Annotated in this window: 20 protein-coding genes, 1 tRNA gene and 2 pseudogenes; 12 read left to right on the top strand and 11 right to left on the bottom strand. The window is 69.6% G+C overall.

The window, feature by feature from the left end:
• Window positions 1–38: 38 nt before the first annotated feature.
• From ACIBH3_RS09770 to ACIBH3_RS09750, 5 genes are read right to left on the bottom strand one after another with little or no spacing between them, the layout of a single operon-like run.
• Window positions 39–707, bottom strand: coding sequence for an HAD family hydrolase (locus ACIBH3_RS09770; RefSeq protein WP_396311397.1), 669 nt, complete (start codon window positions 705–707; stop codon window positions 39–41).
• The gene (locus ACIBH3_RS09765; RefSeq protein WP_396311396.1) at window positions 704–1,255 is read right to left on the bottom strand and encodes an orotate phosphoribosyltransferase; all 552 of its coding nucleotides are present in this window, start codon (window positions 1,253–1,255) and stop codon (window positions 704–706) included. The genes ACIBH3_RS09770 and ACIBH3_RS09765 overlap by 4 nt, the downstream gene beginning before the upstream one ends.
• Window positions 1,252–1,851, bottom strand: a complete 600-nt coding sequence (locus tag ACIBH3_RS09760; protein WP_396311395.1) for an LOG family protein — start codon at window positions 1,849–1,851, stop codon at window positions 1,252–1,254. Before ACIBH3_RS09760 ends, ACIBH3_RS09765 begins: the two co-directional genes overlap by 4 nt.
• Window positions 1,848–2,720, bottom strand: a complete 873-nt coding sequence (locus ACIBH3_RS09755; RefSeq protein WP_396311394.1) for a hypothetical protein — start codon at window positions 2,718–2,720, stop codon at window positions 1,848–1,850. Before ACIBH3_RS09755 ends, ACIBH3_RS09760 begins: the two co-directional genes overlap by 4 nt.
• 55 nt (window positions 2,721–2,775) lie before the next feature.
• Window positions 2,776–3,609, bottom strand: coding sequence for an aspartyl/asparaginyl beta-hydroxylase domain-containing protein (locus ACIBH3_RS09750; RefSeq protein ID WP_396311393.1), 834 nt, complete (start codon window positions 3,607–3,609; stop codon window positions 2,776–2,778).
• A gap of 252 nt (window positions 3,610–3,861) precedes the next feature.
• Here ACIBH3_RS09750 and ACIBH3_RS09745 point away from each other — a divergent pair, with 252 nt between their 5' ends.
• From ACIBH3_RS09745 to ACIBH3_RS09725, 5 genes and pseudogenes are all read left to right on the top strand, one after another.
• Window positions 3,862–5,397 carry a hypothetical protein gene (locus tag ACIBH3_RS09745; protein ID WP_396311392.1) on the top strand — a complete coding sequence of 512 codons (1,536 nt, stop codon included), beginning with the start codon at window positions 3,862–3,864 and terminating at the stop codon, window positions 5,395–5,397.
• Between the two features lie 23 nt (window positions 5,398–5,420).
• The gene (locus ACIBH3_RS09740) at window positions 5,421–5,996 is read left to right on the top strand and encodes a GNAT family N-acetyltransferase (RefSeq protein WP_396311391.1); all 576 of its coding nucleotides are present in this window, start codon (window positions 5,421–5,423) and stop codon (window positions 5,994–5,996) included.
• Between the two features lie 531 nt (window positions 5,997–6,527).
• Window positions 6,528–6,920: pseudogene (locus ACIBH3_RS09735) on the top strand (NUDIX hydrolase); the annotation flags it as partial.
• A 157-nt stretch (window positions 6,921–7,077) separates the two neighbouring features.
• On the top strand, window positions 7,078–7,896 hold the full coding sequence (locus tag ACIBH3_RS09730; RefSeq protein WP_396311390.1) for a hypothetical protein: 819 nt from the start codon (window positions 7,078–7,080) through the stop codon (window positions 7,894–7,896).
• Window positions 7,897–8,353: 457 nt separating this feature from the next.
• Window positions 8,354–10,180 carry a DUF262 domain-containing protein gene (locus ACIBH3_RS09725; RefSeq protein WP_396311389.1) on the top strand — a complete coding sequence of 609 codons (1,827 nt, stop codon included), beginning with the start codon at window positions 8,354–8,356 and terminating at the stop codon, window positions 10,178–10,180.
• Window positions 10,181–10,252: 72 nt separating this feature from the next.
• Here the strand turns inward: ACIBH3_RS09725 and ACIBH3_RS09720 are convergent, their stop codons facing one another.
• Window positions 10,253–10,750 (bottom strand): hypothetical protein, encoded by a 498-nt coding sequence (locus tag ACIBH3_RS09720; RefSeq protein ID WP_396311388.1) that lies wholly within the window; start codon window positions 10,748–10,750, stop codon window positions 10,253–10,255.
• A gap of 386 nt (window positions 10,751–11,136) precedes the next feature.
• A tRNA-Gly gene (locus ACIBH3_RS09715) sits at window positions 11,137–11,207 on the bottom strand.
• A 268-nt stretch (window positions 11,208–11,475) separates the two neighbouring features.
• Between ACIBH3_RS09715 and ACIBH3_RS09710 the strand changes: the two genes are divergently transcribed.
• Together ACIBH3_RS09710 and dcd are read left to right on the top strand one after the other, a co-directional pair.
• Window positions 11,476–11,697 carry a hypothetical protein gene (locus ACIBH3_RS09710; RefSeq protein WP_396311387.1) on the top strand — a complete coding sequence of 74 codons (222 nt, stop codon included), beginning with the start codon at window positions 11,476–11,478 and terminating at the stop codon, window positions 11,695–11,697.
• Window positions 11,698–11,779: 82 nt separating this feature from the next.
• Window positions 11,780–12,355 (top strand): dCTP deaminase, encoded by a 576-nt coding sequence (gene dcd, locus ACIBH3_RS09705; protein ID WP_396311386.1) that lies wholly within the window; start codon window positions 11,780–11,782, stop codon window positions 12,353–12,355.
• A 126-nt stretch (window positions 12,356–12,481) separates the two neighbouring features.
• Here dcd and ACIBH3_RS09700 read toward each other — a convergent pair whose 3' ends face one another.
• From ACIBH3_RS09700 to ACIBH3_RS09685, 4 genes and pseudogenes are all read right to left on the bottom strand, one after another.
• A complete protein-coding gene (locus tag ACIBH3_RS09700) occupies window positions 12,482–13,372 on the bottom strand; it encodes a metal-dependent hydrolase (protein ID WP_396311385.1) in 891 nt (296 codons plus the stop codon).
• 237 nt (window positions 13,373–13,609) lie between these two features.
• Window positions 13,610–14,713 carry a YIP1 family protein gene (locus tag ACIBH3_RS09695; RefSeq protein ID WP_396311384.1) on the bottom strand — a complete coding sequence of 368 codons (1,104 nt, stop codon included), beginning with the start codon at window positions 14,711–14,713 and terminating at the stop codon, window positions 13,610–13,612.
• 311 nt (window positions 14,714–15,024) lie between these two features.
• Window positions 15,025–16,089, bottom strand: a pseudogene (locus ACIBH3_RS09690) (sugar phosphate nucleotidyltransferase); the annotation flags it as partial.
• 381 nt (window positions 16,090–16,470) lie between these two features.
• The gene (locus ACIBH3_RS09685) at window positions 16,471–18,690 is read right to left on the bottom strand and encodes a (Fe-S)-binding protein (protein WP_396311383.1); all 2,220 of its coding nucleotides are present in this window, start codon (window positions 18,688–18,690) and stop codon (window positions 16,471–16,473) included.
• Window positions 18,691–19,032: 342 nt separating this feature from the next.
• Here ACIBH3_RS09685 and dnaK point away from each other — a divergent pair, with 342 nt between their 5' ends.
• The 5 genes from dnaK (at window position 19,033) to ACIBH3_RS09660 (ending at window position 24,526) form a co-directional block, all read left to right on the top strand.
• Window positions 19,033–20,880 (top strand): molecular chaperone DnaK, encoded by a 1,848-nt coding sequence (gene dnaK / locus ACIBH3_RS09680; RefSeq protein ID WP_396311382.1) that lies wholly within the window; start codon window positions 19,033–19,035, stop codon window positions 20,878–20,880.
• Window positions 20,877–21,482, top strand: a complete 606-nt coding sequence (gene grpE / locus ACIBH3_RS09675) for a nucleotide exchange factor GrpE (RefSeq protein ID WP_396311381.1) — start codon at window positions 20,877–20,879, stop codon at window positions 21,480–21,482. Before dnaK ends, grpE begins: the two co-directional genes overlap by 4 nt.
• Before the next feature lie 150 nt (window positions 21,483–21,632).
• Entirely contained in the window at window positions 21,633–22,790 is a 1,158-nt protein-coding gene (dnaJ, locus tag ACIBH3_RS09670; protein ID WP_396311380.1) for a molecular chaperone DnaJ, read from the top strand.
• 7 nt (window positions 22,791–22,797) lie between these two features.
• On the top strand, window positions 22,798–23,313 hold the full coding sequence (locus tag ACIBH3_RS09665; protein WP_396311379.1) for a heat shock protein transcriptional repressor HspR: 516 nt from the start codon (window positions 22,798–22,800) through the stop codon (window positions 23,311–23,313).
• An 85-nt stretch (window positions 23,314–23,398) separates the two neighbouring features.
• Entirely contained in the window at window positions 23,399–24,526 is a 1,128-nt protein-coding gene (locus tag ACIBH3_RS09660) for a helix-turn-helix domain-containing protein (RefSeq protein WP_396311378.1), read from the top strand.
• Window positions 24,527–24,539 lie beyond the last annotated feature (13 nt).

The raw sequence follows: 24,539 nt of genomic DNA, 5'->3' as shown, positions 1-24,539 counted from the left end.
TTCTGTGCGCTGCACCATCGAGCGTAGCTGATCTGGAGTCAAGATCGCTTGCTGTTCCCGTCGGATTGCCCCGCGTGCAGTAGGGCGAGCAGCACGTCGGTGAGCTCGGCGGGGTCGAGCAGGACGAGGTCGGCGCCGAAGCTTGCGAGTTCCTCGGGCTCGGTGAACCCCCAGCCTGCGCCCACGGAGGTGACGCCCGCCGCTCTGGCAGCGTGGATGTCCGCGTCCATGTCCCCAACGAAGACGGCGGCGCTGGGAGCGACGCCGAGCCGGTCGAGGGCGAGGTACAGTCCGTCGGGCGCGGGCTTGGGCGTCGCGTCCTCGTAGCAGACGACGGTGTCCATCAGGTCGTGGATGTCCGGCGACAGCAGCCAGCCCAGCCGCCGGCGGTCGCGCCGGGTGACGATTCCGGTGGCCAGGCCCTCGGCCCGGAGCGCCTTCAGGGTGCCGGTGACGTAAGGGAAGACGACGGCGTCGAGGCTGGCCGTGGAGGTGGCCGCATCCCAGCCGTCCTCGTTGATCGCTCCGTACAGGCCCAGCTCGGCCAGCACCTGCGCTCGCGGGGTGGTCACGGCCCACGACGGGAGGTCCGCGACGCTGACACGGCGGCCGAGTGCGAAGGTCGCGAACCCTGCCAGGGCGGCGAGTTGGGCGGTCTTGCTGTCGACGAGTACGCCGTCGACGTCGAAGAGCGCGGCTCGTCTCACGCAGCGTCTCCGTTCCTGGGCGAGGGCAGGTCGGCCTCGGCGAGCAGGCTGTGCAAGGTGACCCGCTGGTCGGCCAGCAGCGAGCGTCCGCCGAGCGGGCGCTCCAGCACACACAGGGCGTCGGCGACGGGGGCTCCGGCGATCCGCAAGATGCGGGCCATGTTGAGCAGTTGGCCGCCGGAGCGGACAACGTCGTCGACCAGGACGGTTCGACGGCCGTCAATGGCGGCGCCTTCGATCTGGCGGCGCGAGCCGTAGCGCTTGGGCTGGCGGCGCAGGAAGACAGCGGGCAGGCCGGTGGCTGCGGAGAGGGCGACGACGAGCGGGACGCCGCCGAGTTCCACGCCGGCCAGGACCTGGGCGTCGTTGGGGACGAGGTTAGCCATGGCGGCGGCGACGTCGTGCAGGAGCGTCGGATCGGCGGCAAGGCGGTACTCGTCGAAGTAGGTGTCGAGCTGGGTGCCGTTGACGAGCTTGAACGAGGCGTTGACGCATGCGGTTTCGGCGAGCCTGGCGGCGAGGCCGGCCAGCGGTGTGCTGGTGGTCATGCTCCTCCAATCGGGGCTGTATCGAGGGCGGCGAGGTGAGCGCGGAAGGCGTCGGCGGACTCGGTGACGGTGAGGAACCCGAGCGGCCGGGTGGGGGTCTCGAACAGCCACCTCTCCTCGCACAGGAAGGCGAGCAGGCGAAGGGCGGTCGGCCCGGCAAGGTAGACCGGCACGGGGCGGACGGTGGTCGCGTAGTAGAGGGCGGCGGTCAGCTCGTGCAGGGTGCCGACGCCGCCGCCCATCGCAACGATCAGGTCGGCGTGTTCCAGGTAGTGGTTGAGGCGGGCACCGAGGTTGGGCAGGTGGACCGACAAGGTGGCGTGCGGGTTGAACGCTCCCCACTCGTCGTGCTTGCCGATCAGCGTGACCGCGGTGACCGCGGCTCCCTGGGAGGAGGCCCCGCGGGCGGCGGCCTCCATCAGCCCGTTGTAGCCGCCGTGGAGAAGGGAGTACCCGGCTTGGGCCAGGGCCCGGCCGATCTCCTCGGCCAGCTTCTCCTCCTCGGCGGAGGCGGGGACGACGCCCCCGAAGAAGACGGCGATGAGGCCCTCTCGGGCCCGGCTGGTCGCCGGGCCCGAGAGGTGGAGCGCGTTCACACGAGCTCCAGGTACGCACGGTAGGCGGCGACGGCGTCGCGCAATCCGTCGAGCGCTTCCGGGCAGGTGCGGTTCACCAGGGCGAGCATCCGCTCGATCGCCGAGTCGACGTCCGCCGCCAGCGGGACCGCCGGCCCGCTGATCGCCGCGTCCAGGTCGCCCAGGCAGGCCCGGCCGATCGGGGTGACGGCGATCTCCTCGCGCAGCTGGTACCAGCCCCAGTACCGGGAGGTCGGCGCGAGGGCGGTCTTGATGAGGTCCTTCGTCGCGGTGTGCAGCCGGTGCCATTCGGAGTAGGCGACGAACCGCTGGCCGCGCTTGATGCGCTTGTGGAGCAGTACAGCCAGCACCAGGTGCTCGATCAGCAGCTCGGTGCACGAGCGCGGCCGAGCGAGGAACTCGACGGCGAAGCGCTCGGCCAGCGCGACCGCTTCCGGCGCGGCGGGCGCGGGCCGGCGGTCGAGGAGCGGGGCCGTGGCGACCGTCGCCTGCAGGTGGGGGACGCGGGATGCGGGCACGAGGTAGAGGTCGATCTGGTGCAGCCTGCCCTCATCCGGGATGAGGAAGACCGTCCCGACCCCGCCGCGGTCGGCGACGATCGTGTCGCGCCAGCCGGGCAGCAGGGCGCCGGCCTCGATGGACATCAGGTCGTTCAGGGCCTCGACGAAGGCGGGCAGCTGGGCGTCGTCGACGCCGACGACGAAGTCGACGTCGGAGAGGCGGTCTGCGGTGCCGTGGGCCAGTGAGCCGCGGACCATCAGGTGGGTGACGGCCGGGGAGGTGGCCAGGATGTCGGCGAGCTTCGCCAGGAGCGGGAGCTGGGTCGGGCGGTTGGCCTGGGTGAGCTCGGCCAGTTGCAGGGTGGGCATGCGCGTCCTCTGTTCGGATTCCGGCGGGGTTGGACAGTACGAGGTGAGCGGCCGGTCAGGGCGTGAGGGCGAGGAGGCGCCGCTTGGCCACCGTCCAGCGCGTCGCGGCCTCCATGTCGCCGAGCGAGGTGTGCAGTTCGGCGATCAGGTCGTAGACCGTGCCCTCGGGCAGGGCGTAGGCGTAGAACAGCCGCAGCAGCATGCGTTCGGCCGCATCGGTGTAGCCCAGCGCTGCCATGCCGCGGGCGGCTTCCAGCCGTTCGGCGAGGGTCGCTTCGTCGGCGGCGGGCAGCAGTTCCGCACCCGACGGGTGGAGGGACGGGCGCCGCGCGAGCCGCCGGTAGACGTCGTCGGCGTACACGTCGGCGATCAGGTGGATGCGGTCGGGGCCGAGCAGGTTGCACACCCCGTGCGCGTAGGTCGGCGTCAGACGCCAGATCCGGCCGCCGGTCATGTGCACCTTCGTGCCGCCGGTGACCAGGAACGCGGAGGAGTTGGTGTGCAGCGGGATGTGCAGCCGGTGCCGCTCGACCTGGTCGAGTTCGTCGTAGTCACGGTGTTCCCAGAGGAAGGCGTTGGCCTCCAGTCGGGCCAGGCGCACCCACATGTAGTTCAGGCCCAGCTCGGTCAGCAGCGCGGCAGTGGCCGGCATCTGTCCGAGGAGCGCGGTCGGTTGGGCGGTGCAGTCGTCGATCGTCACGTCGCCGGCGTCGCCGGAGGCGTTCATGAGCGAGGTCGTCCACCAGCCGCCGGACTGGTAGGCGCTGTACTCCGCCTTCCAGGGGGCCCGCGCGGTCAGGGCCTCGTGGCGAATCCGTTCGAGCTGTGCGGGATCCACCGCGTCCAGTTGGGCGATCTGCCCAGCCAGGGTGGTCAAGGTGTTGTCCATCAGTTCCCTCCCGTTGCCGGCCTGCCGCTCGGCAGGCCGTGTCCACGTGGTGCTCGACGTGGGTGTCCTCGGGGGCTGCTGGTCTCAGCAGCTGATCTCACGCTTCGCTGTCAGGAATGCACGGAAAGCGAAGGAGTGCTCAGGATGGCGGCGCGTCGACGGGCTTCGATACGACGCCGCTGCCGTCTTCTGGCCGCCGTCGTTCACGGGCGGAGCGAGGGGCTTGCGTCGTCGCGCGTCATGACTGCCGTCATGAGCACCGCCATCTTGGCCGGGCGGCGGCTGAAGGGGTTTCCTGCCGAGCTGCCAGGGCTATCGTCAGAACAGATGAACGTGGATCGGAGAGGATCTGCTGTGGCTCAAGATCCAACGCTGTTAAGGGTGTTGACGCTACAGCGGCACTGGCAGGTGCACGAGACCTTCCGGCTCCGGTTCGAAGCGACGGCCAACCGGCTGGCGCAGGAGGACGACGACCCTCGACTGGAGGGACTGTCGGTCTCCAAGCGCCAGTTCGAACGCTGGTACGGCGGCGCGGTCAAGACACGGCCGTATCCGGACCTGTGCCGGGTTCTTGAGGCCATGTTCGGAGTCAGCGTCGATCTTCTCCTGGCGCCCGCACCGGACAGGCCGAGCCCGGAAGTCGTCGCACCCTCGTTCGTCGTCCCCCCGGCACGGCCAGCCTCTGTCCTCCTCTCGTCCGAGCAGGCGCACGTGCTGCCTGCTGGTGACCCGTTCAGCATCGAGACCCGCTTTGACGCGGGCACCACGGAATTGGAAAGGCAGGTCGCGATGGCGGCTCGTCGTGCGCTTCGGTTCACCGCGATGGCGGAAGGCAGCAGCGTCGGCCCGGAGACCCTGGGGCAGATCCATGACGAAGTGCGGCGGCTGACCGCCGCTTATCCCCGGCTTGCCCTCCCTACTCTTCTCGGCGACTTGGTCGAGGTACAGGACCTCACCTTCCGCTTGCTGGAGCACGGCAGGGTCAAGCCTCTGCAGGCCCGCGACTTGTACCTCCTCGCAGGGATCACCTCAGGAATGCTGGCCAAGGCCAGCCACGACCTGGGCAACCCGAGCGCCGCGATGATGCAGGCCCGCACCGCCTACGTGTGCGCCGACAACGCCGACCACCACGCGATGCGCGCCTGGGTCCGTTCCCTGCAGTCGCTTATCTCCTACTGGGCCGGCCGCCCCGCCGAAGCCATCGACTACGCCACGCTCGGGCAGTCCGCGGCCAGCAGCGTTCGCGGCACCACGAGCGTGTGGCTTGCCAGTCTGTCCGCTCGCGCCAACGCCCTGCTCGGCGATGGTGAAGCCACTCGCGCCGCCATCCAGAGAGCGGAAGACGCCCGTGCGGCGGTCCAACTCGACGACCTCGATGGCTTCGGCGGCATCATGACCTTTCCGGTGCCCCGTCAGCTCTACTACGTCGCCGAGGCCACCGTGACCCTGGGCGAGGACCCCACGCTCGGCGAGAGCCAGTCGCAGACTGCCGTCGCCGCGTACCGTAGCGCTTCCGAGGATGAGTGGGCCTTCGGCGACGAGGCCGGCGCCCAGACCGACCTCGCGCTCGCCCGCATTTCCCGCGGCGAGTTCGAGGGAGCGGCCGAGGCTGTCCGTCCGGTGCTGGATCTCCCCGTCGAGCAGCGGAACTTCGGCATCACCAGCAGTGCCCAGCGTGTCCACAGCGCGCTGCACGCCGACGGACGACGAGGTGGCGGACCGATCACCAGCCTGCGTGAGGAGATCGAAGCCTTCACCGCCACCCCGACGTCGGTCCTCATCCGGTGACCGCGCCGGTAGGCTCCGCAGCCATGACCTCAGTCCACCTGGCCGGCCCTCGCCTGGCACTGCGCGAAGTCGAACCCGGGGATGCCGACGCCCTTCTGGCCATCTACGGCGACCGGGAGGCCACTCGGCATCTCAGCTTCGAACCGCGGACCCCGGACCAGGTCCAGCTGATCACCGACCGCTCAATCGCGTCGGCGAAGGACAGCCCGAGGACGGAGTACTGCCTCGCCGTCACCCGACTCGGCCAGCACGAACTGATCGGCTATGCCCGCCTGGCGACCGAGCCCCAGCAGGCGGCCACCATCGGCTTCGCCCTGCACCCCGCCGTGTGGGGGCGGGGGCTGGGCACGGAGACCGTCCATCTGCTGTGCGCGCTGGCGTTCAACAGGCTTGGCCTGCACCGTGTCTGGGCAGCCCGCTCGCCACTCAACGAGGCTTCGGCGCGGACTCTCCTCCGGGCCGGGATGACCGAGGACGGCCGTATCCGCGATCACGTCTTCGTCCGAGGCGCGTGGCGCGACTCGATCACCTACTCGATCCTGGAACAGGAGTGGTCGCCGATCGACGGGGTGGAGACCGCCGCTGCCGACGGAAGCTGACCTTGGGGGAACGTGTGGTTACGGACCCGGCAGTGCCCCACCAGGTGATACCCGGGATCGCCGACTTCGTCCGTGGCGGCCTGCCCGCCCCGGCCGCCACGGACGACGGCAACCACTGGGTCGACGGCGTCTACTGGCTCTACTGCGGTCAGCAGCGGACACGCGTGCTGTGGATCGGCCCGGCGAGCGTGGCCGGCGCCCAGGCGGCGATGTACGCCTGCGGGCCCTGCATCCAGGAACTCCAAGAGCGGGTCTGGCAGTCGATCGTTCTCAACGACGAACCAGGCCAGCCCGGTCCAGCGACAGATTTGGAAGCAGCGCAGTGGGAAGGGCCGGCGTGCCGGACGCCATCGCGGCCCCCGCAGGTTCCTGCGTCGCACCTGAAGTCCAGGCCGCCCTCTGCGTCACTGACTCAGCGAGGACGGTCGCGGTGCCGGTCTCGCCGAGTAGCGTCCTCGGATATTGCTGGGTTGCTTCGGAGACGCCTCCACGATCAGTCACCCGTCCTATCCGCCTCTTTGAGGAGCCGACGTGAACCCGACCACTCACGAGCCCACGGGCATCGCCGCCGCGATCGTGGTCCGCGAAGGTCGCGTGCTGATGTTGCGGCGCCGGGTCAGCGAGGGCGAGCTGTCCTGGCAGTTCCCGGCCGGCAAAATCGAGGCCGGGGAGACGCCGCTGCAGGCCGCTGTCCGTGAGACGCGGGAGGAAGTGGGCCTCGATGTGGCAGCCCTCCGTCTCCTGGGCGAGCGAGTACATCCGAAGACGGGGCGGCGGCTGTCCTACGTGGCTTGTGCGGCACGGACTGGAGCCGCGTACGTTGCAGCTCCGGACGAAGTCGCCGAGCTGGCCTGGGTCTCCCCTGCGGAGATCCCCGCGTACGTGCCGTACGGGATCTTCGAGCCCGTGCGGGCATACCTGGACGACATGGGGTTTCCGCTGCTGCTCCACGGACTTGGCGCTACCGACATGAGACGTGCCCTGGGCCGCCAACGCGTGTTCAGTGAGTGAGTTACATCGACATGCCCACAACGAACCAGAAATAGCGGCATCCTGGAACACCGATGTCGAAGGGGGCTTGATGGCTAAGCAGTTGACCGTCCACAACGCTACGATCAACACAGTGGCAGTGGAGGTGAAGACTCTCAGCATCTCGGGAAAACAGGTCACCCTCGCCGTGTTTCGCCAGCTCCGCGAGGAGCAGATCATCGCTGACGATGGGACCCTCAACGGCCAGCCCTGGGGGTTCGTGAACTATCACCCCGACAAGTGCGATGGCGCACGGGCACACAAGCACTACGTCTGGCAACGTGGAGACGAACTTCTGCGAGGCAGGGTGTACCACGTTCCCGACTTCGACCTAGAGGTGGACTGGAGACTCCCCGCTGACTTCCGATCTGATGAGGCCGATCGCTTCCTCAATGGGTTGGTTCGGGAGTGGATACATGGGGCTGTCGAGGAGGCACCCCTGACGCGCGAGAACTACCGCTCGCGTCATACAGGCGAGCGCAGCCTGGGACAGATGTTCGGATTCCGCGTGATGGCATTTGCTTCCGATGCTGCGGTGGAGGCAGCGGACAAGAAGCTCGAAGCTGATCAGCAGCGAGGACGGCTCGCGGAGAAGCTGCGAAAGGCTTCGGAGCCACTTGGGCGCTACGAGACCACGGAGTCGCGCGAGAGCGAACTCAGTCGACAGCGGGAGTCAGCAGCGAACGCTGACTCCGAGCTCGCCGCAGCACTCGCCATCCTCGAAGCAGAGCTCGACGCTTGGGGCATGACGTACGACGTGCTGAAAGACGAACTGACGGCGGCGGCCAAAGCTGAGGCCGACCGGCGCCAGCGACATCGCGACATGAGGACCGAACTGAACAGGCTGCCCCAGTTGTTCATCGCGGTCTGAACGGTGAAGCCGACCGTCCCCAGTAGTTGCCTTGCGGACGTTGAGGTCGGGCGTCATCGTCGGCCCCGACGGACCGGTGGTCGCCAGGCTGGACACCGCTGGGAAGCCGTGGCGCACCAGCGGCAAGTACGGCCTCGTTCAGGTTCACACCCGGGCACAAAGCCGATACGGGTCTGAAGCAGGCGCAAGACACTGCTGGCCGGGCAGGTGCGTGGTATCCCCTGATGTCGATCACGATGCTGCCCTCCGGCGCGACTGAGGTGGCTCAGCGGGGATCGCGAGTCGGCTCCCCGAGGTAGCCGGTCCAGTCGCGTTTGGCTTTCCTCAACCAGCCCTGGCCAAAGAGCAAATGGCGGTGACCACTGCCAAGGCGTGTTCAGTTTCAGAACCGCCCTCGTGTTCACTCGGCCACCCGATAGCCTCTCGGCAGCGTTCAGTGTCAAGGAGGGGACGGGCCGTGACGGAGCAAGCATTCGGGATCGACAAGATCCAGCTGGTCAAACTGCTACGGCGGGTGGCCGAGGGCGAAGCACAGCTGCCGGAGTTCCAACGCGGCTGGGTGTGGCCGGACCACAACATCATCGGCCTGCTCGCCTCGATCTCTCGTGGATACCCGGTCGGCACCCTCATGTTGCTGCAGACCGGCGGTGACGTCCGTTTCAAGTGCCGCCCGGTTGAGGGCGCCACCCCGCCCCCGGGCGCCGAACCGGACACCCTGATCCTCGATGGCCAGCAGCGGATGACCTCGCTCTTCCAGTCGCTCATGCTCGGCAAGCCGGTCGAGACACAGAACCAGCGCAAGCAGCGGATCTCCGGCTGGTTCTACGTCGACATGGTCAAGGCTCTCGACCCCCAGCTGGACCGTGAGGACGCCATCCGCCTGCTGCCGGCGGACCGGGTGGTCCGCACCTTCCGGGGCGATCCCGTCGAGGACTGCTCGACTCCGGAGAAGGAGTACGCGGCCCGGCTCTTCCCGCTCTCCCAGCTCTTCGCCAACCGCGACTGGAGCTACGGCTACGAGGACTACTGGAAGGCGCGGGGCGAGGACGGCCGCAAGTGGTGGCGGGACTTCGAGGAGGCCTTCGTCCGCCCCTTCGAGCTCTACCAGGTGCCGGTGATCGAACTCGGGAAGCAGACCGAGCGTCAGGCCGTTTGCCAGGTCTTCGAGAAGGTCAACACCGGCGGCGTCACCCTCACTGTCTTCGAGCTGCTCACCGCCACATACGCCGCCGACGAGTTCGACCTGCGCGACCACTGGGACAACGTCGTCCGGGCCGCGTGGAAAGCGCCGGAGTACCGCGTCCTCAAGGAGGTTTCCAACACCGACTTCCTGCAGGCCGTCACGCTGATGGCGACGGCCGCCCGGCGAGCCGAGGCGGCTACCGTCGGGGTCGACGAGGAACGTCTGCCCCGGATCGGCTGCAAGCGCAAGGACATGCTGGAACTGGGTCTCGACGAGTACCGCCGCTTCGCGCCACTGGTCGTCCGGGGCTTCAAGGACGCCGCCAAGTTCCTCCGCCAGCAGTACCTCTTTGACACCAAGTTCCTGCCCTACGGCACCCAGCTGATCCCGCTCGCCGCGATCCTCAGCGTGCTCGGCGAGCATGCCGAACCGGCCGGTGCACAGCAGAAGCTGGCCCGTTGGTACTGGTGCGGTGTGTTCGGCGAGCTGTACGGCGGCTCGACGGAGACCAGGTTCAGCCACGACCTCCCCGAGACCGTGGGCTGGGTGCGCGGCACAGGGGCCGAACCTCGCACCATCCGCGACGCCCGGTTCAGTGAGAGCCGCCTGCTGACATTGCGTACCCGCAACAGCGCCGCCTACAAGGGGATCTACGCCCTGCTGATGAAGGAAGGCGCCGTCGACTGGCGGACTGGTGAGAAGACCGAGATCACCGAGTACTTCGCAGAGGCCGTGGACATCCACCACATCTTCCCGCAGGCGTGGTGCGAGCGGGAGAACATCCCCAGGGGCAGCTACAACTCGATCGTCAACAAGACCCCGCTGACCGGACGCACCAACCGGATCATCGGCGGGGCAGCGCCCTCCTCCTACCTCCCCAGGCTCGCCAAGAACGCCGAGGTGGAGGCGGACACCGTGGCCGACCACATCCGTACCCACCTGGCTGATCCCGCGCTGCTCGCCAAGGATGACTTCGCGGGCTTCTTCAACGCCCGACAGCGGGCCCTGGTCGAGGCGATCGAGAAGGCCACAGGCAAGGCGGTCGTCACCGAGGACGGGTACCCCACCACCGATCCGGTGGACGAGGGCGACGAAGACTGACCACCGGCCAAGCGCCCTGGCGGCATCCCGCCCGAGCCCGGCCAGCTACTCGCTGGCCGGGCTCCTTGCCGTTCAGCCGCGGCCGACGTGCAGACAGAGCCGGCGCTGCTGGTAGGCCCCGCTGACGCCAGCGCCGACAACAGTCCAGAAGCCCCGCGATTCGGCGAAATGGCCTCCCAGCGTGTGCCACGCGATGCCCGGGTGCTCAGCACGTAGCGCGGCCAGGCCCGCGCTGGCCAACCCACAACGCTGGTACTGGGGCCACGTGTGCGGCTGCTCGACCCAGCCGAGACCGCAGCGGTGGCAGACCTGGTAATCGACGGAGAACGCGAACTCCCCGTCCAGATTGGCGGCGCGCTGACGCCACCCGACCCGCTCACCCGAGACCGTGTCCTGCCACGGCGTCCCCAACTCGGGGACTACTGGTAGGCCGTACTGCCGGCCGAGCCTCCCCCGACTGATCCACTGCAGCGCTTCGCGCCAAAGTTCCCGCCCAGATGCGCGCCCGACCTCGTGAGCACGCTGAGCGAGAGTCCGAGCCGCACGCTGTCGCTCATCTGCGATGGCCATACCGCCATGGTGCCCGAGTCATCGCGCGCCAGGGCAGGGTTTCGCACCAACCCGAGGGTGGCCCCGTAGCCTGTGCGGTCCCCACCGGCAAACAACTTGTCCGGCCGCTACAAACGGGTGGGCTGTCGGGCCGTGCGCCGACAACTGACTCCCCGGCTTACGGGTCACCCGCGCAGGGGCACTGCAAGTGACCCAGATCACCAAAAGTTGATCTCGCGATTTGGGACACTCGGCGCGCGCCACCCCTGGAGGACACGCCCCGCGACCGGAATCCGACGAATCTAACGCTACGTCAGCGACTATCTGGCACGAATCTGGCACGACAGCCCCAAATTGGTCCAGACAACAAGAAAGCCCCAGGCCATTGACCTGGGGCTTTACCTCTGAGCGGGCGACGAGAATCGAACTCGCGCTATAAGCTTGGGAAGCTCATGTTCTACCATTAAACTACGCCCGCCTGATGAGCCGTCAGAAGACCGCTCGATCCATCATCACTCTACCCCATGCGCGAGGTGGCCCGCACCGGGCTCGGGAGTCGTGGCGCGGCCGTGGCGGGTGGGGTCGGGGGCGTACTGTTTGGGCGGCGGGGGCGCCCCCCGATGGTCGGTTCCGGGGCGGCGAGCCGCAGGGTGGAATGTCCGGAACATCCCCTAATGTGACGCTGTACCGCGATGCAAGTCCCGCCGGGGCGCCACGAGTACGGGGGAAGAATGGGAAGGGGACCGATGGAGCAGCGCACCGTCGTTCGTTGTGCCGAGGGGCACCTGTTCAGTACCACCACGTTCCCGATGCAGAATCTCGGGCCCGGCCGGCTGGGGCCCGGCAGACTGATCCGGTGTCCGCAGTGCGGACGGCTGCGCAACTCGGTGCTCGCCGATGTGCGGGAGCTGTCCGCGCCGCAACTGGCGCGCGCGCTGCGGCTGGAGGCCGCGGAGTTCCTGGCCTGAGGCGGTACGGGGGCGGTTAGACGGTGGCCGCGGGCCCCGGGCGATTCGTCCGGGGCCCGCAGGTACACGTAACCTCGGGGGCGTGCTGCTCTCTGACAAGGACATCCGGGCCGAGATCGACAAGGGCCGGGTGGTCATCGACCCCTTCGACCCCGCGATGGTCCAGCCCTCCAGTATCGACGTCCGGCTGGACCGCTTCTTCCGGGTGTTCGAGAACCACCGCTACCCCCACATCGACCCCTCCGAGGAGCAGCCGGATCTGACCCGGCTGGTCGAGCCGGAGGGCGACGAGGCGTTCATCCTTCATCCGGGTGAATTCGTGCTGGCCTCGACGTACGAGGTCATCTCGCTGCCGGACGATGTCGCGTCCCGGCTGGAGGGGAAGTCGAGCCTGGGCCGGCTCGGGCTGCTGACGCACTCCACGGCGGGCTTCATCGACCCGGGGTTCAGCGGGCACGTCACGCTGGAACTGTCCAATGTCGCGACGTTGCCGATCAAGCTCTACCCGGGGATGAAGATCGGGCAGCTCTGCCTGTTCCGGCTGTCCTCGCCGTCGGAGCACCCGTACGGCTCCGCCCGGTACGGCTCGCGCTACCAGGGGCAGCGCGGTCCGACGCCCTCGCGTTCGTTCCTGAACTTCCACCGCACCCAGGTCTGACCTGGCGCAGACGCAGCAGCGCGGGCGGCCGCTCCCGACAGGGAGCGGCCGCCCGCACGCGTGTCCGGGCGCCTCCGGGGGCGCGTCAGCGCGCTTGGGGGCGGGTCAGGCGCGCTTGGGGGCGGGTCAGGCGCGCTTGGGGCGGGTGACGGCGATCAGCTCGCTGCCGTCCTCCGAGAGCCGGAGCTCGGTGCACAGCTCCGCCAGCTCGCCCAGGTGGTGCAGGTGGGTGCCGCCGCAGAAGATCTGCGCGGGGCCGGCGGGCAGCTCGCAGTGCCACTGGCGGCGGGCGGTCAGCTCGGGGCCGGGGACGTCGATGCGCACGGGCGCGTCGGCCGCGACCCAGGCGGCGAGCTGGGCGTTGACGGCCTCGGTGAGTGCGGGCAGGGCGTCGGCGAGGGCGGGCAGCTCCTCGGTGGCGTCCGCGGTGAAGCCCTTCTTCTTCAGGGACTTCCCGAGCCGGTAGGTGTCGGTGCTGGCCTCGGTGTCCATCACGGAGGAGGCCATCGCCAGGCTGTCGAAGTCCGGGTTGCCGAAGGCGTCGGCGCGGCCCGGGTCCTTGCGCCAGCGCGGGGCGAGGGCGGCGTTGAGGGCGAGGGCCAGCAGGTGGCAGCCGCTGTGGGAGGCGGACAGCGCGCCGCGGCGCTCGGCGTCCACGGACAGCTGGGCGGTCCGGCCGACCACGTCGCCCGGGTCGCCGGCCAGCAGGTGCAGCACCAGCCAGGACCACTCCTCGTCGCCGCGCCGCACCGGGATGTCGGCGCCCACCAGCAGCTCGCCGCCATCCGGGCCGACGGCTCCGGTCAGGCAGTCGACGACCGCCAGCTCGACGCCGTCCACCGTGAGGGTGCCGGTGTCGGCGGGCTGGTCGGGCCAGGTGTGGTCGAGCGGGTGGAACGGGGTCGCCGCGGTGACGACGGCGTACCGGCCGTCGGCCAGCGGCTGCACCGCCAGGACCGGGGACTCGCCGGTCACCGACCCGGCCGGGAAGCTGACGTGGGTGGTGGGGAGGGTCATTCGCTGGCTCCGTGCGTCGCGAGGACGGAAGTAGAGGACGGAAGTAGGGGTGCGGGGATCAACGGACTGGCGCCGCGCTGATGCCGTGCAGTGCTGCGGAAGCGGGCGGCCCGGGTGACCGGGTCGTCCCACCATTCTCTCTCGCCTCACACGTCACAGTGGACGGCCACTGCGGCCACTGCGACCACTCCGCTGCCGGGCCGGCAGCGCTGTGCACCGCCGCGCCGCACCGCGCCGTCAGCCCAGGGTCGGCAGCTTGATCAGTACGAGCAGCGCCAGCAGCTGGAGCGAGGCCGCGCCCGCCGCCTTGCCCCAGGGCAGGTCGTGCACCCGGCGCACCATCACGGTCAGCAGGACCGCGCAGAACAGCCAGGTGATCCACCCGAGTACCTGGACGACCGCGTTCCCGGAGGGCAGGAAGAGCGCCAGCACCAGCCTCGGCACATCGGTCGTCCACCCGATCAGGGCGGCCAGGCCGATGGTCGACTGCCAGGGCCCGTCGCCGCCGAACTGCCTGGCCAGCGCGTATGTGACGGCGCTGAGCACACCGCCGGCGATGGTGAAGCCGATCGCGGCGGCCGCGAGCGCCGTCAGCGCGACGGTGAAGGTCGAGTTGAAGACGTCGTCCCGGGTGAGGCCCATGCCGAGCACGGCCAGCACGCCGTAGATCATCGAGACGCAGAGCGCGGGAAGCCAGACCTGGTGGTCCCTGGTGCGGTCGAAGGTGAGCGTGGGCTGCCGGTAGATGCCGATCAGCAGCTCGCGCCAGCGCGGCCGCGGGCCGGAGGCGTGCGGGGTGGACTGGCCGCCGGCCCGGTAGACGCCGACGTTGTCCTGGCGGCCCCGGCCCTGGTCCTGGTCCGCCGGGTAGCCGCCGCCCGGGTACTCCTGGCCGTACTCCGGCGGGTAGCCCTGCGCGTACTCCTGCTGGTACCCGCCGCCGTACTCCGGCCCGTACTGCTGCCCGTACTCCGGTCCGTACTGCTGCTGCCCGTACTCGGCGGGCGGGTAGCCCTGGCCCTGCGGGCCGGCGCCGTACGGGCTGTTGGGACCGTACGGGTCCGCGCCCACCGGGAACGCCCGGGTGTGGCCCGGCTGGTCGGCCGCGAACGGGTCGGGTCCGCCCGAGGGGCCCGGGCCGGCGGCGCCGGAGCCCGCGGCGGGGCGCCCGTTGTCCGGGCCACGGCCCGGGCCGGGGTGCGGCGCGGTGAAGAACTCGGGTCCGTCCGCCTGCCCGTACTGCTGCTGCCCGTACTGCGCCTGCGGGTACCCCGCGGGGGGAGCCGTCCGTCCCTGGCGGGGATCGGCGCCCTGCCCGTTGTCGTATCGATTGCCAGCCACGATCCGAAGGTACCCGCCCAGCTGACCATCCGTCGGCCGATCGCGGGGCCGGAGCAGGATTGCAGCGAGCCTGTGACGACCGGATACGCCCTGCGGAGCACCAGCGGAGCACCTGCGGAGCACTCGCGGAGCACCCTCGAACCAGCCGCCGACCACCGCCGACCGCCCGCCGATCACCGGCGCAGCCACCCGCCCGAGGGCCCCGCGACGCGGCACGGGGACCGGCCTCAGCGCTGCGCACCCACCGTGGGCCCGTGCACGACGGCGGCCGAGGTCGCACCGGCCGGGCAGCCGCCCGGGCCCGCCGTGGTGCGCACCGCGCCGACCGGCAACAGCGTTCCGCAGGCGATCCGGATGCCGTTCGGCAGCTCGTTGTCGTCCTCGATGATCGCGCCGTCGCCGATCACGGCGCCGTCCAGCGAGGTGCGGGCGCCGATGGTGGCGTACGCGCCGACGATGGAGTCCTTGACGAAGGCGTCCGGGCCGACGACCGCGCCCGGCAGCACGACGCTGCCCACGACGATCGCGCCGGCCTCGACCACCGCGCCCTCGGAGACCACGGCGCCCGAGCCGAGCACGGCGCCGGGGTGCACGGTCGCGCCGGGCAGCAGCAGGGCGTCGCCGGTGGGGCCGGGGACGGCCGGGGAATCGACCTTGCCGAGCACCAGGTCCGCGGAGCCGCGGACGAAGGCGGCGGGGGTGCCGAGGTCCAGCCAGTACGAGGTGTCGACCACACCGCGCAGCAGCGCGCCGGTGGCGAGCAGCTCGGGGAAGGTCTCGCGCTCGACCGACACCTCTCGGCCGGCCGGGATGCGGTCGATCACCGAGCGGGTGAAGACGTAGCAGCCGGCGTTGATCTGGTCGGTGACGATCTGCTCGGGGGTCTCGGGCTTCTCAAGGAACTCCAGCACCCGCCCGTCGGCGTCCGTCGGGACGAGGCCGAAGGCGCGTGGGTCCTCGACCCGGGTCAGGTGCAGGGTGACGTCGGCCCCGGTGGCCGTGTGGCCGTCCCGCAGGGCGGCGATGTCGACGCCGGAGAGGATGTCGCCGTTGAAGACCAGCACCGGCTCGTCGGGGCCGCAGGTCAGACCGGAGGCGGCGTTGCGGATGGCGCCGCCGGTGCCCAGCGGCTCGCGCTCGGTCAGGTAGACCAGCTCGATGCCGTACGGGGTGCCGTCCTGGAAGTGGTCCTCGAAGACCTCGGCCAGGTAGGACGTGGCGAGTACCACGCGGGTGACCCCGGCGGCCGCGGCCCGGGCGAGCTGGTGGGCGATGAAAGGGACGCCCGCCACGGGGAGCATGGGCTTGGGGGTGTGGGTGGTCAGCGGGCGCAGTCGCGTGCCCTTACCACCGACCAGCATGATCGCCTCGGTCATGGTCTGCGCTGTTCCCCTTGTGCTCCGGTGTGGTCCGGCCGCCGGTGTGGCCGGTCCTCCGCTGGTGGTCGACCCGCCCGGTCCGTCCGGGGTCGGGCCGGACCCGCAGAGCGCGGGTCCTGGGCCTACTGTATTTCCTTCCACGGGGTGCCCCTCCGGGCACCTGCCCGATTTGGCACACCTTTCGCACGGTATCCGCACGCCGCGGCCCGCGCTCGTACCGCACCCGTCCCGTGCCCGCGCCGTGCGCCGCACCGCGCGCCCACGCACCACGGACGGCCGAACGGACCTGCCGACGGACCTGCCGACGGAACGGACGGGCCCGGCGGGCACCTCGCGGGTGCCGACCGGGCCCGGTCGTTCTACGGGTACGGGACGCGATCAGGCGTCGACCGGTTCCGCCGCCACCTCGGCGCTCGGAGCGGCCTTCACCGAGTCCAGCAGCAGCTGGGCGACGTCCACGACCTTCAGGTGCTCCTTGGCCGCGCCCTCGTTCTTCTTGCCGTTGACCGAGTCGGAGAGCATCACCAGGCAGAACGGGCAGGCGGTGGAGACGATGTCGGGGTTGAGCGACAGCGCCTCGTCCACCCGCTCGGTGTTGATGCGCTTGCCGATCCGCTCCTCCATCCACATCCGCGCGCCGCCGGCGCCGCAGCAGAAGCCGCGCTCCTTGTGACGGTGCATCTCCTGCTGACGCAGGCCCGGGACCTTGTCCATGATCTCGCGCGGCGGGCTGTAGACCTTGTTGTGGCGGCCCAGGTAGCACGGGTCGTGGTACGTGATCAGGCCCTCGACCGGGTTGACCGGGACGAGCTTGCCCTCGTCGATCAGGTGCTGGAGCAGCTGGGTGTGGTGGATGACCTCGAAGTGGCCGCCCAGCTGCGGGTACTCGTTGGCGATGGTGTTGAAGCAGTGCGGGCAGGTGGCGACGATCCGCTTCTTCGGAGCGTCCTCCAGCGCCGCGTTCAGCGTCTCCACGTTCTGCGCGCCGAGCATCTGGAAGAGGAACTCGTTGCCCAGGCGGCGGGCGGAGTCACCGGTGCAGGACTCCTCCTTGCCGAGGATGGCGAACTGGACGCCGGCGGTGTGCAGCAGCTCCGCGAAGGCCTTGGTGGTCTTCTTCGCGCGGTCCTCCAGGGCGCCGGCGCAGCCGACCCAGTAGAGGTACTCGACCTCGGCCGGGTCGATGTCCTGTCCGATCACCGGCACCTCGATGCCGGTCTCCTTCTTGAGCTCCTTGACCCAGTCGAGGCGGGCCTTGGTGGCCATGCCCCACGGGTTGCCCTTGTTCTCCAGGTTCTTGAGCATCGTCCCGGCCTCGGTCGGGAACGAGGACTCGATCATGACCTGGTAGCGGCGCATGTCGACGATGTGGTCGATGTGCTCGATGTCCACCGGGCACTGCTCGACGCAGGCGCCGCAGGTGGTGCAGGACCACAGCACGTCCGGGTCGATGACGCCGTTCTCCTCGGCGGTGCCGATGAGCGGGCGCTCGGCCTCGGCGAGCGCGGCGGCGGGGACGTTCGCCAGCTGCTCGGGGGTGGCCTGCTCGTTGCCCTCGGCGTCCTTGCCGCCGCCGGCCAGCAGGTACGGCGCCTTGGCGAAGGCGTGCTCGCGCAGGCTCATGATCAGCAGCTTGGGCGAGAGCGGCTTGCCGGTGTTCCAGGCGGGGCACTGCGACTGGCAGCGGCCGCACTCGGTGCAGGTGGAGAAGTCGAGGATGCCCTTCCAGGAGAAGTGCTCGACCTGGGAGACGCCGAAGACGGCGTCGTCGGCCGGGTCCTCGAAGTCGATCGGGGCGCCGCCGCTGGTCATCGGGCGCAGCGCGCCGAGGGCGACGTCGCCGTCCTCCTCGCGCTTGAAGTAGATGTTGAAGAAGGCGAGGAAGCGGTGCCAGGCGACGCCCATCGACGGGTTGATGCCGATGGTGATCGCCCACGCGAAGGAGATGCAGATCTTCAGCATCGCGAACAGGTAGATCAGGTTGGTCAGCGTGCCGTGCGCCAGGCCCTTGAAGGCCAGCACCAGCGGGTACGAGATCAGGTACTTGGCCTCGTACGAGCCGACGTTCTCCAGCGCGCCCTCCAGGCCGCGCAGCACCATGATGCAGATGCCGATGCCGAGGATCGTGTACTCGACGTAGAAGGCCTGCCAGGCGATCGAGCCGGCGAAGCGGGACTTACGGCCCGCCCGGCCCGGCAGGCTGAGCAGCCGGATCACGATCAGGGTCGCGATGCCCAGCGTGGTGAGGGTGCCGACGAGCTCGGTGAAGAGTTCGTACGGCAGCCAGCCGCCGAGCACCGGGAGCACGAACTCGGCGTCGAACAGCTGGCACATGGCGGTCACCAGGGTGAGGCCCAGGGTGAAGAAGCCGACCGCGACGAACCAGTGCGCGATGCCGACGATGCCCCAGCGGTTCATCCTGGTGTGGCCGACGAACTCGACGGCCACGGTCTTGGTGCGCTGGACCGGGTTGCCGAAGCGGGTCGCGTCCGCCTGCCCGGTGCGCACCACCTTGTAGATGTACGCGGCCGCCCGGGCGGCGAGCGCGGTGCCGATCACAGTGGTGACCAGCGAGATGACGATCGCTGCTAGCTGCATCGGCTCTCCGTCTCCTGCGGCTGACTGAAGCTGTGGAATAAGGGGTCACTTCGAGTGTACTCATCAGTAACTTCAAGGCGGACCCGGGCGGACACTATCGCCCGTCGCGACCCGCTCAGAAGATGCGCAGGGTATGGCGGCAGTCACTAAGGGGACGCTCACCCGGACGGCCCACTCACGCACCGATCACGCGCGAGGCCGCAACACGCGGTCCGAGCAGAATCCCGAACACATAAGCGCGCAGTAAAGTTGAGCGAGCAGGACTCAACGCTGTTGACGGTCACGATCCGGTCATGCATGCTTGAGCGTGTAAAGCTCAACTCTTCCGTGGAGGTATTTACGATGGCACGCGCGGTCGGCATCGACCTCGGTACGACGAACTCGGTCGTCAGCGTTCTGGAGGGCGGCGAGCCCACCGTCATCACGAACGCCGAGGGCGCCCGGACCACGCCGTCCGTCGTCGCCTTCGCGAAGAACGGCGAGGTTCTGGTCGGCGAGGTCGCCAAGCGCCAGGCGGTCACCAACGTGGACCGCACCATCCGTTCGGTGAAGCGCCACATGGGCACCGGGTGGAAGATCAACCTGGACGGCAAGGACTTCAACCCCCAGCAGATCTCCGCCTTCATCCTGCAGAAGCTGAAGCGCGACGCCGAGTCGTACCTGGGCGAGACGGTCACCGACGCCGTCATCACCGTCCCGGCGTACTTCTCCGACTCCGAGCGCCAGGCCACCAAGGAGGCCGGTGAGATCGCGGGCCTCAACGTCCTGCGCATCGTCAACGAGCCCACCGCGGCCGCGCTCGCCTACGGCCTCGACAAGGACGACCAGACCATCCTGGTCTTCGACCTCGGCGGCGGCACCTTCGACGTCTCCCTGCTGGAGATCGGCGACGGGGTCGTCGAGGTGAAGGCCACCAACGGTGACAACCACCTCGGTGGTGACGACTGGGACCAGAAGGTCGTCGACCACCTGGTCAAGGTCTTCCAGGCCGGCCACGGCGTCGACCTGTCCAAGGACAAGATGGCCCTCCAGCGTCTGCGTGAGGCTGCCGAGAAGGCCAAGATCGAGCTGTCCTCGTCCTCCGAGACCTCGATCAACCTGCCCTACATCACGGCCTCCGCCGAGGGCCCGCTGCACCTGGACGAGAAGCTCACCCGCGCCCAGTTCCAGCAGCTCACCGCCGACCTGCTGGAGCGCTGCAAGCACCCGTTCCACAACGTGATCAAGGACGCCGGCATCTCGCTCTCCGAGATCGACCACGTCGTCCTGGTCGGCGGCTCGACCCGTATGCCGGCCGTCGCCGAGCTCGTGCGCGAGCTGACCGGCGGCAAGGACGCCAACAAGGGCGTCAACCCGGACGAGGTCGTCGCCATCGGTGCCGCGCTCCAGGCCGGTGTGCTCAAGGGCGAGGTCAAGGACGTCCTGCTGCTCGACGTCACCCCGCTGTCCCTCGGTATCGAGACCAAGGGCGGCATCATGACCAAGCTGATCGAGCGCAACACCACGATCCCGACCAAGCGCTCCGAGATCTTCACCACGGCCGAGGACAACCAGCCGTCCGTGCAGATCCAGGTCTACCAGGGCGAGCGCGAGATCGCGGCGTACAACAAGAAGCTCGGCATGTTCGAGCTGACCGGTCTCCCGCCGGCCCCGCGCGGCCTGCCCCAGATCGAGGTCACCTTCGACATCGACGCCAACGGCATCATGCACGTCGGCGCGAAGGACCTCGGCACCGGCAAGGAGCAGCGGATGACCGTCACCGGTGGCTCCGCGCTGCCGAAGGACGACATCGAGCGCATGATGCGCGAGGCCGAGCAGTACGCGGAGGAGGACCACAAGCGCCGCGAGTCGGTCGAGACCCGCAACCAGGCCGAGCAGCTCGTCTACTCGACCGAGAAGTTCATCGCGGACAACGCCGACAAGCTCCCGGCCGACGTCAAGACCGAGGTCGAGACGGCGATCGCCGAGCTGAAGGAAGCCCTCAAGGGCGAGGACATCGCGGCGATCCGCGAGGCCACCGAGAAGGTCTCCACCACCGCCCAGAAGCTCGGTACGGCGCTCTACGCCAACGCCGACGCCGCGGGTGCCGCCGGCGCGGGTGACGACGCCGCGGCCGGTGCCAAGGACGACGACGTGGTCGACGCCGAGATCGTCGACGACGAGAAGCCCAAGGGTGGTGCGACGGCATGACGGAGAAGCCGCAGGGTGCTGAGCCCGGCGACGACTCCGCCGCCGAGGAGGCCGTCATCGCGGCAGCCGAGGAGGCTGCCGCGGCGGGTGGCGCGGAGGATCTGGCCGCGGCCAAGCGTGAGCTGGCCGAGCGGACGGGTGACCTCCAGCGTCTCCAGGCCGAGTACCAGAACTACCGCAAGCGGGTCGAGCGGGACCGTCTGACGGTCCGCGAGATCGCGGTCTCCAACATCCTGGAGTCCCTGATCCCGGTGCTGGACGACATCGGCCGGGCCCGCGAGCACGGCGAGGTGACGGGCGGCTTCAAGTCCGTCTCCGACAACCTGGAGACGGTCGTCGCAAAACTCGGCCTCCAGCAGTTCGGCAAGGAGGGCGAGCCCTTCGACCCGACGATGCACGAGGCCCTGATGCACAGCTACTCCTCGGACGTCACCGAGGACACCTGTGTGCAGATCCTCCAGCCGGGCTACCGGATCGGCGAGCGGATCATCCGCCCGGCGATGGTCGCGGTCGCGGAGCCCCAGCCGGGCACCCAGACCACGGCCGCCCCGGACGCCGAGCCCTCGGAGGCCGACAAGGCTGACGGTGGCGCGGAAAGCTGACAATCTGTGCGCTGCGGAGTCGTACGTCGTCCAGTACGACGGCCGGCTCCGCAGCGCCGTATTGACCGGCTCCGGTCCGGCCGGCAACGGTCCGGCCGGTGCCGGCCCTAGTGACTCTGGCTCGATCGACTGTGGGAGGTGGCGGCAGCCATGAGCGGCAAGGACTACGTGGAGAAGGACTACTACAAGGTCCTCGGCGTGCCCAAGGACGCCACCGCCACCGAGATCAAGAAGACCTACCGCAAGCTGGCACGCGAGTTCCACCCGGACGCCAACACCGGCGACGCCAAGGCGGAGGACCGCTTCAAGGACATCTCCGAGGCCTACGACGTCCTGTCGGACGACAAGCGCCGCAAGGAGTACGACGAGGCCCGCAGCCTGTTCGCCAACGGCGGGTACCGGGCCGGCGGCGGCCCGGGCGCCGGCAGCTACAGCTTCGACTTCGGTGACCTCTTCACCGGCACGCAGACCACCGGCGCGGGCGGCGGCGGCATCGGCGACGTGTTCGGCGGCTTGTTCGGCCGCGGTGGCCGGCAGGCCCAACCGCGCCGCGGCGCCGACGTCGAGACCGAGGTCACCCTCAGCTTCGAGGAGGCCGTGGACGGCGCGACCGTCCCGCTGCGGATGACCAGCCAGGCCCCCTGCCGGACCTGCACCGGCACCGGTGCCAAGAGCGGCACCACCCCGCGGGTCTGTCCGACCTGCGTCGGCGCCGGGACGGTCAGCCGGGGCCAGGGCGCGTTCGCGCTCTCCGAGCCCTGCCGGGACTGCAAGGGCCGCGGCATGATCGTCGACGACCCGTGCCCCGACTGCCACGGCAGCGGCCGGGCCAGCTCGGCCCGCACCATGCAGGTGCGCATCCCGGCCGGCGTGCAGGACTCCCAGCGCATCCGGCTCAAGGGCAAGGGCGCCCAGGGCGAGCGCGGCGGCCAGCCCGGCGACCTGTACGTCACCGTGCACGTCGACCCGCACCCCGTGTTCGGCCGCAAGGCCGACAACCTGACGGTCACCGTGCCGGTCTCCTTCCCAGAGGCCGCGCTGGGCGGCACCATCGAGGTGCCGACACTCAACGGGCCGTCGGTGAAACTCAAGCTGCCCGCCGGGAGCGCCAACGGCCTCACCCTGCGGGCCCGTGGCAAGGGCGCCACCCGTAAGGACGGCACCCGCGGGGACCTGCTGGTCACCGTGGAGGTCGTGGTACCGAAGCACGTCACCGGCGACGCGCTGTCGGCCCTGGAGCAGTACCGCGAGGCCACGGCCTCGGAGGACCCGCGGGCCGCCCTGTTCCGGGCGGCGGAGGGAGCGTGAGCACCAGATGAACCGTGACTCGATCGGCGTCGGACTCGGCGAGGGCCTGCCAGGCGGCCCCCGTGTCGGGCGGGGAGCACCGGCCGGTGCGGGCGGCCGCGCCTCGCACTACGTCCTCACCGAGGACACCCCGGTCTATGTGATCTCGGTCGCCGCCGAGCTCTCCGGCCTGCACCCGCAGACCCTGCGGCAGTACGACCGGCTCGGACTGGTCTGCCCCGACCGCACGGCCGGGCGCGGCCGGCGCTACTCCGCCCGGGACATCCAGCAGCTGCGCGAGGTACAGCGGCTCTCCCAGGACGAGGGCATCAACCTGGCCGGCATCAAGCGGATCATCGAGCTGGAGAACCAGGTCGCCGCCCTGCAGTCCCGGATCGGCGAACTGGCCGACTCCCTGGAGGGCGCGGCCAGCGCGCTCCAGCAGCGCGAGGCCGCCGTCCACGCCTCCTACCGCCGCGACCTGGTGCCCTACCAGCCGGCCACCCAGTCCAGCGCACTGGTCGTCTGGCGCCCGAAGCGGTAGCGGGCCGGCAGGTTCCACGTACGGGCTGTTGGCGCCCCCCGGACAGCGGGGTGCCAACAGCTCTGGCGCATGCGTAAAGTGCTCGATGGTGAACTGGCGTCCGATGATGGACATCGGATCGGGCTTCCTGAATGATCGTTCAATCGCAGGGCAAGGTCGCCAGAGAGCCTGGAGGACAGGGAGACCGCGGATGAGCGCAACGGGTGGGACAGAGTCCGGGACGGGCCACGAAGAGGTCATCTCGCACGAGGCGCGGGCGCTCTACCTACAGGTTCTCGCCGCCGGGGGCCGGCTAGCGGCCTGCGATCCCGCCGCGGAGCGGTCCAAACAGGAACTCCTCGAACTGGGCCTGCTCATCCCCGACATCGACGATCCGTCGGCCGCGACAATTGCCGATCCGGCCCGAATAGCGGCCCGGCTCAGCAGCCATTGGCAGGATCAGGCCCTTTCGCTGCTCAGCCGCTCGATATCCGCCCCGAAGGCATTCCAGGAACTCAGCCAGGCCTACGGGACGCTCGGTCAGAAAGTCGAGAGCGGCGGGCCGATCGAGTACGTCTACGGAGGCTCCGAGATCAACCAGCGGCTGGAGTGCCTGGTTGAAGGTGCCTCGAAGGAGGTCCTCACCGCCCAGCCGGGCGGCAGTCGGCCACAGGACGCCATCCGCAGGCTCGCCGACCGGGACATCCTGCTGGTGCGCCGCGGTGTCGCACGCCGGACGATCTACCAGCCCAGCGCCCGCTACTCGGCTCCGACCCGGCAGTACGTGGAGCGGATGACCGAGCAGGGCGCCGAGGTCAGAACGCTCGCCGAGCCGTTCACCCGGCTGATCGTCGTCGACCGGGAGGTCGCGGTGATACCGGCTCAGGGTGACAACGCCAGAGCAGCCTTCATTCACGACCCCGCAGTCGCCGCCTATCTCACCGAGTCCTTCGAAGGACTCTGGAGCCGGTCGATTCCCTTTCCCGGCGCCACCGAAGTCCCCCAGGAAGTCATCTCAAGGCTTCGCATAAAGATCCTCAGGATGATGATCCAGGGTGTGGGCCACCGGGTCATCGCCAGAAGCCTGGGGATCAGCGAGCGAACACTCGCCCGGCATATCGCCGAGTTCCGCGAGGAGTACGACTCCGAGACGCTCTTCCAGCTCGGCTGGCGGATGGCGCAGCATCCTCCGCACCTCATCGACACCGAAGAGGGCCCTGCGATCCAGGGCTGACGGCCGGCCTCGG

The sequence above is a fragment of the Kitasatospora sp. NPDC050543 genome (assembly GCF_044457565.1).
Lineage (GTDB): Bacteria > Actinomycetota > Actinomycetes > Streptomycetales > Streptomycetaceae > Kitasatospora.
This window is presented reverse-complemented; position numbering and strand designations above follow the sequence as displayed.

What these genes read in the sequence shown, in the direction of transcription:
- ACIBH3_RS09765 (WP_396311396.1), bottom strand. Translation starts at nt 1,255, where the DNA reads ATGACCACCAGCACACCGCTGGCCGGCCTCGCCGCCAGGCTCGCCGAA.
- ACIBH3_RS09755 (WP_396311394.1), bottom strand. Translation starts at nt 2,720, where the DNA reads ATGCCCACCCTGCAACTGGCCGAGCTCACCCAGGCCAACCGCCCGACC.
- ACIBH3_RS09750 (WP_396311393.1), bottom strand. Translation starts at nt 3,609, where the DNA reads ATGGACAACACCTTGACCACCCTGGCTGGGCAGATCGCCCAACTGGAC.
- ACIBH3_RS09745 (WP_396311392.1), top strand. Translation starts at nt 3,862, where the DNA reads ATGAGCACCGCCATCTTGGCCGGGCGGCGGCTGAAGGGGTTTCCTGCC.
- ACIBH3_RS09740 (WP_396311391.1), top strand. Translation starts at nt 5,421, where the DNA reads ATGACCTCAGTCCACCTGGCCGGCCCTCGCCTGGCACTGCGCGAAGTC.
- ACIBH3_RS09730 (WP_396311390.1), top strand. Translation starts at nt 7,078, where the DNA reads ATGGCTAAGCAGTTGACCGTCCACAACGCTACGATCAACACAGTGGCA.
- ACIBH3_RS09720 (WP_396311388.1), bottom strand. Translation starts at nt 10,750, where the DNA reads ATGGCCATCGCAGATGAGCGACAGCGTGCGGCTCGGACTCTCGCTCAG.
- ACIBH3_RS09710 (WP_396311387.1), top strand. Translation starts at nt 11,476, where the DNA reads ATGGAGCAGCGCACCGTCGTTCGTTGTGCCGAGGGGCACCTGTTCAGT.
- ACIBH3_RS09700 (WP_396311385.1), bottom strand. Translation starts at nt 13,372, where the DNA reads ATGACCCTCCCCACCACCCACGTCAGCTTCCCGGCCGGGTCGGTGACC.
- ACIBH3_RS09685 (WP_396311383.1), bottom strand. Translation starts at nt 18,690, where the DNA reads ATGCAGCTAGCAGCGATCGTCATCTCGCTGGTCACCACTGTGATCGGC.
- dnaK (WP_396311382.1), top strand. Translation starts at nt 19,033, where the DNA reads ATGGCACGCGCGGTCGGCATCGACCTCGGTACGACGAACTCGGTCGTC.
- grpE (WP_396311381.1), top strand. Translation starts at nt 20,877, where the DNA reads ATGACGGAGAAGCCGCAGGGTGCTGAGCCCGGCGACGACTCCGCCGCC.
- dnaJ (WP_396311380.1), top strand. Translation starts at nt 21,633, where the DNA reads ATGAGCGGCAAGGACTACGTGGAGAAGGACTACTACAAGGTCCTCGGC.
- ACIBH3_RS09665 (WP_396311379.1), top strand. Translation starts at nt 22,798, where the DNA reads ATGAACCGTGACTCGATCGGCGTCGGACTCGGCGAGGGCCTGCCAGGC.
- ACIBH3_RS09660 (WP_396311378.1), top strand. Translation starts at nt 23,399, where the DNA reads ATGGTGAACTGGCGTCCGATGATGGACATCGGATCGGGCTTCCTGAAT.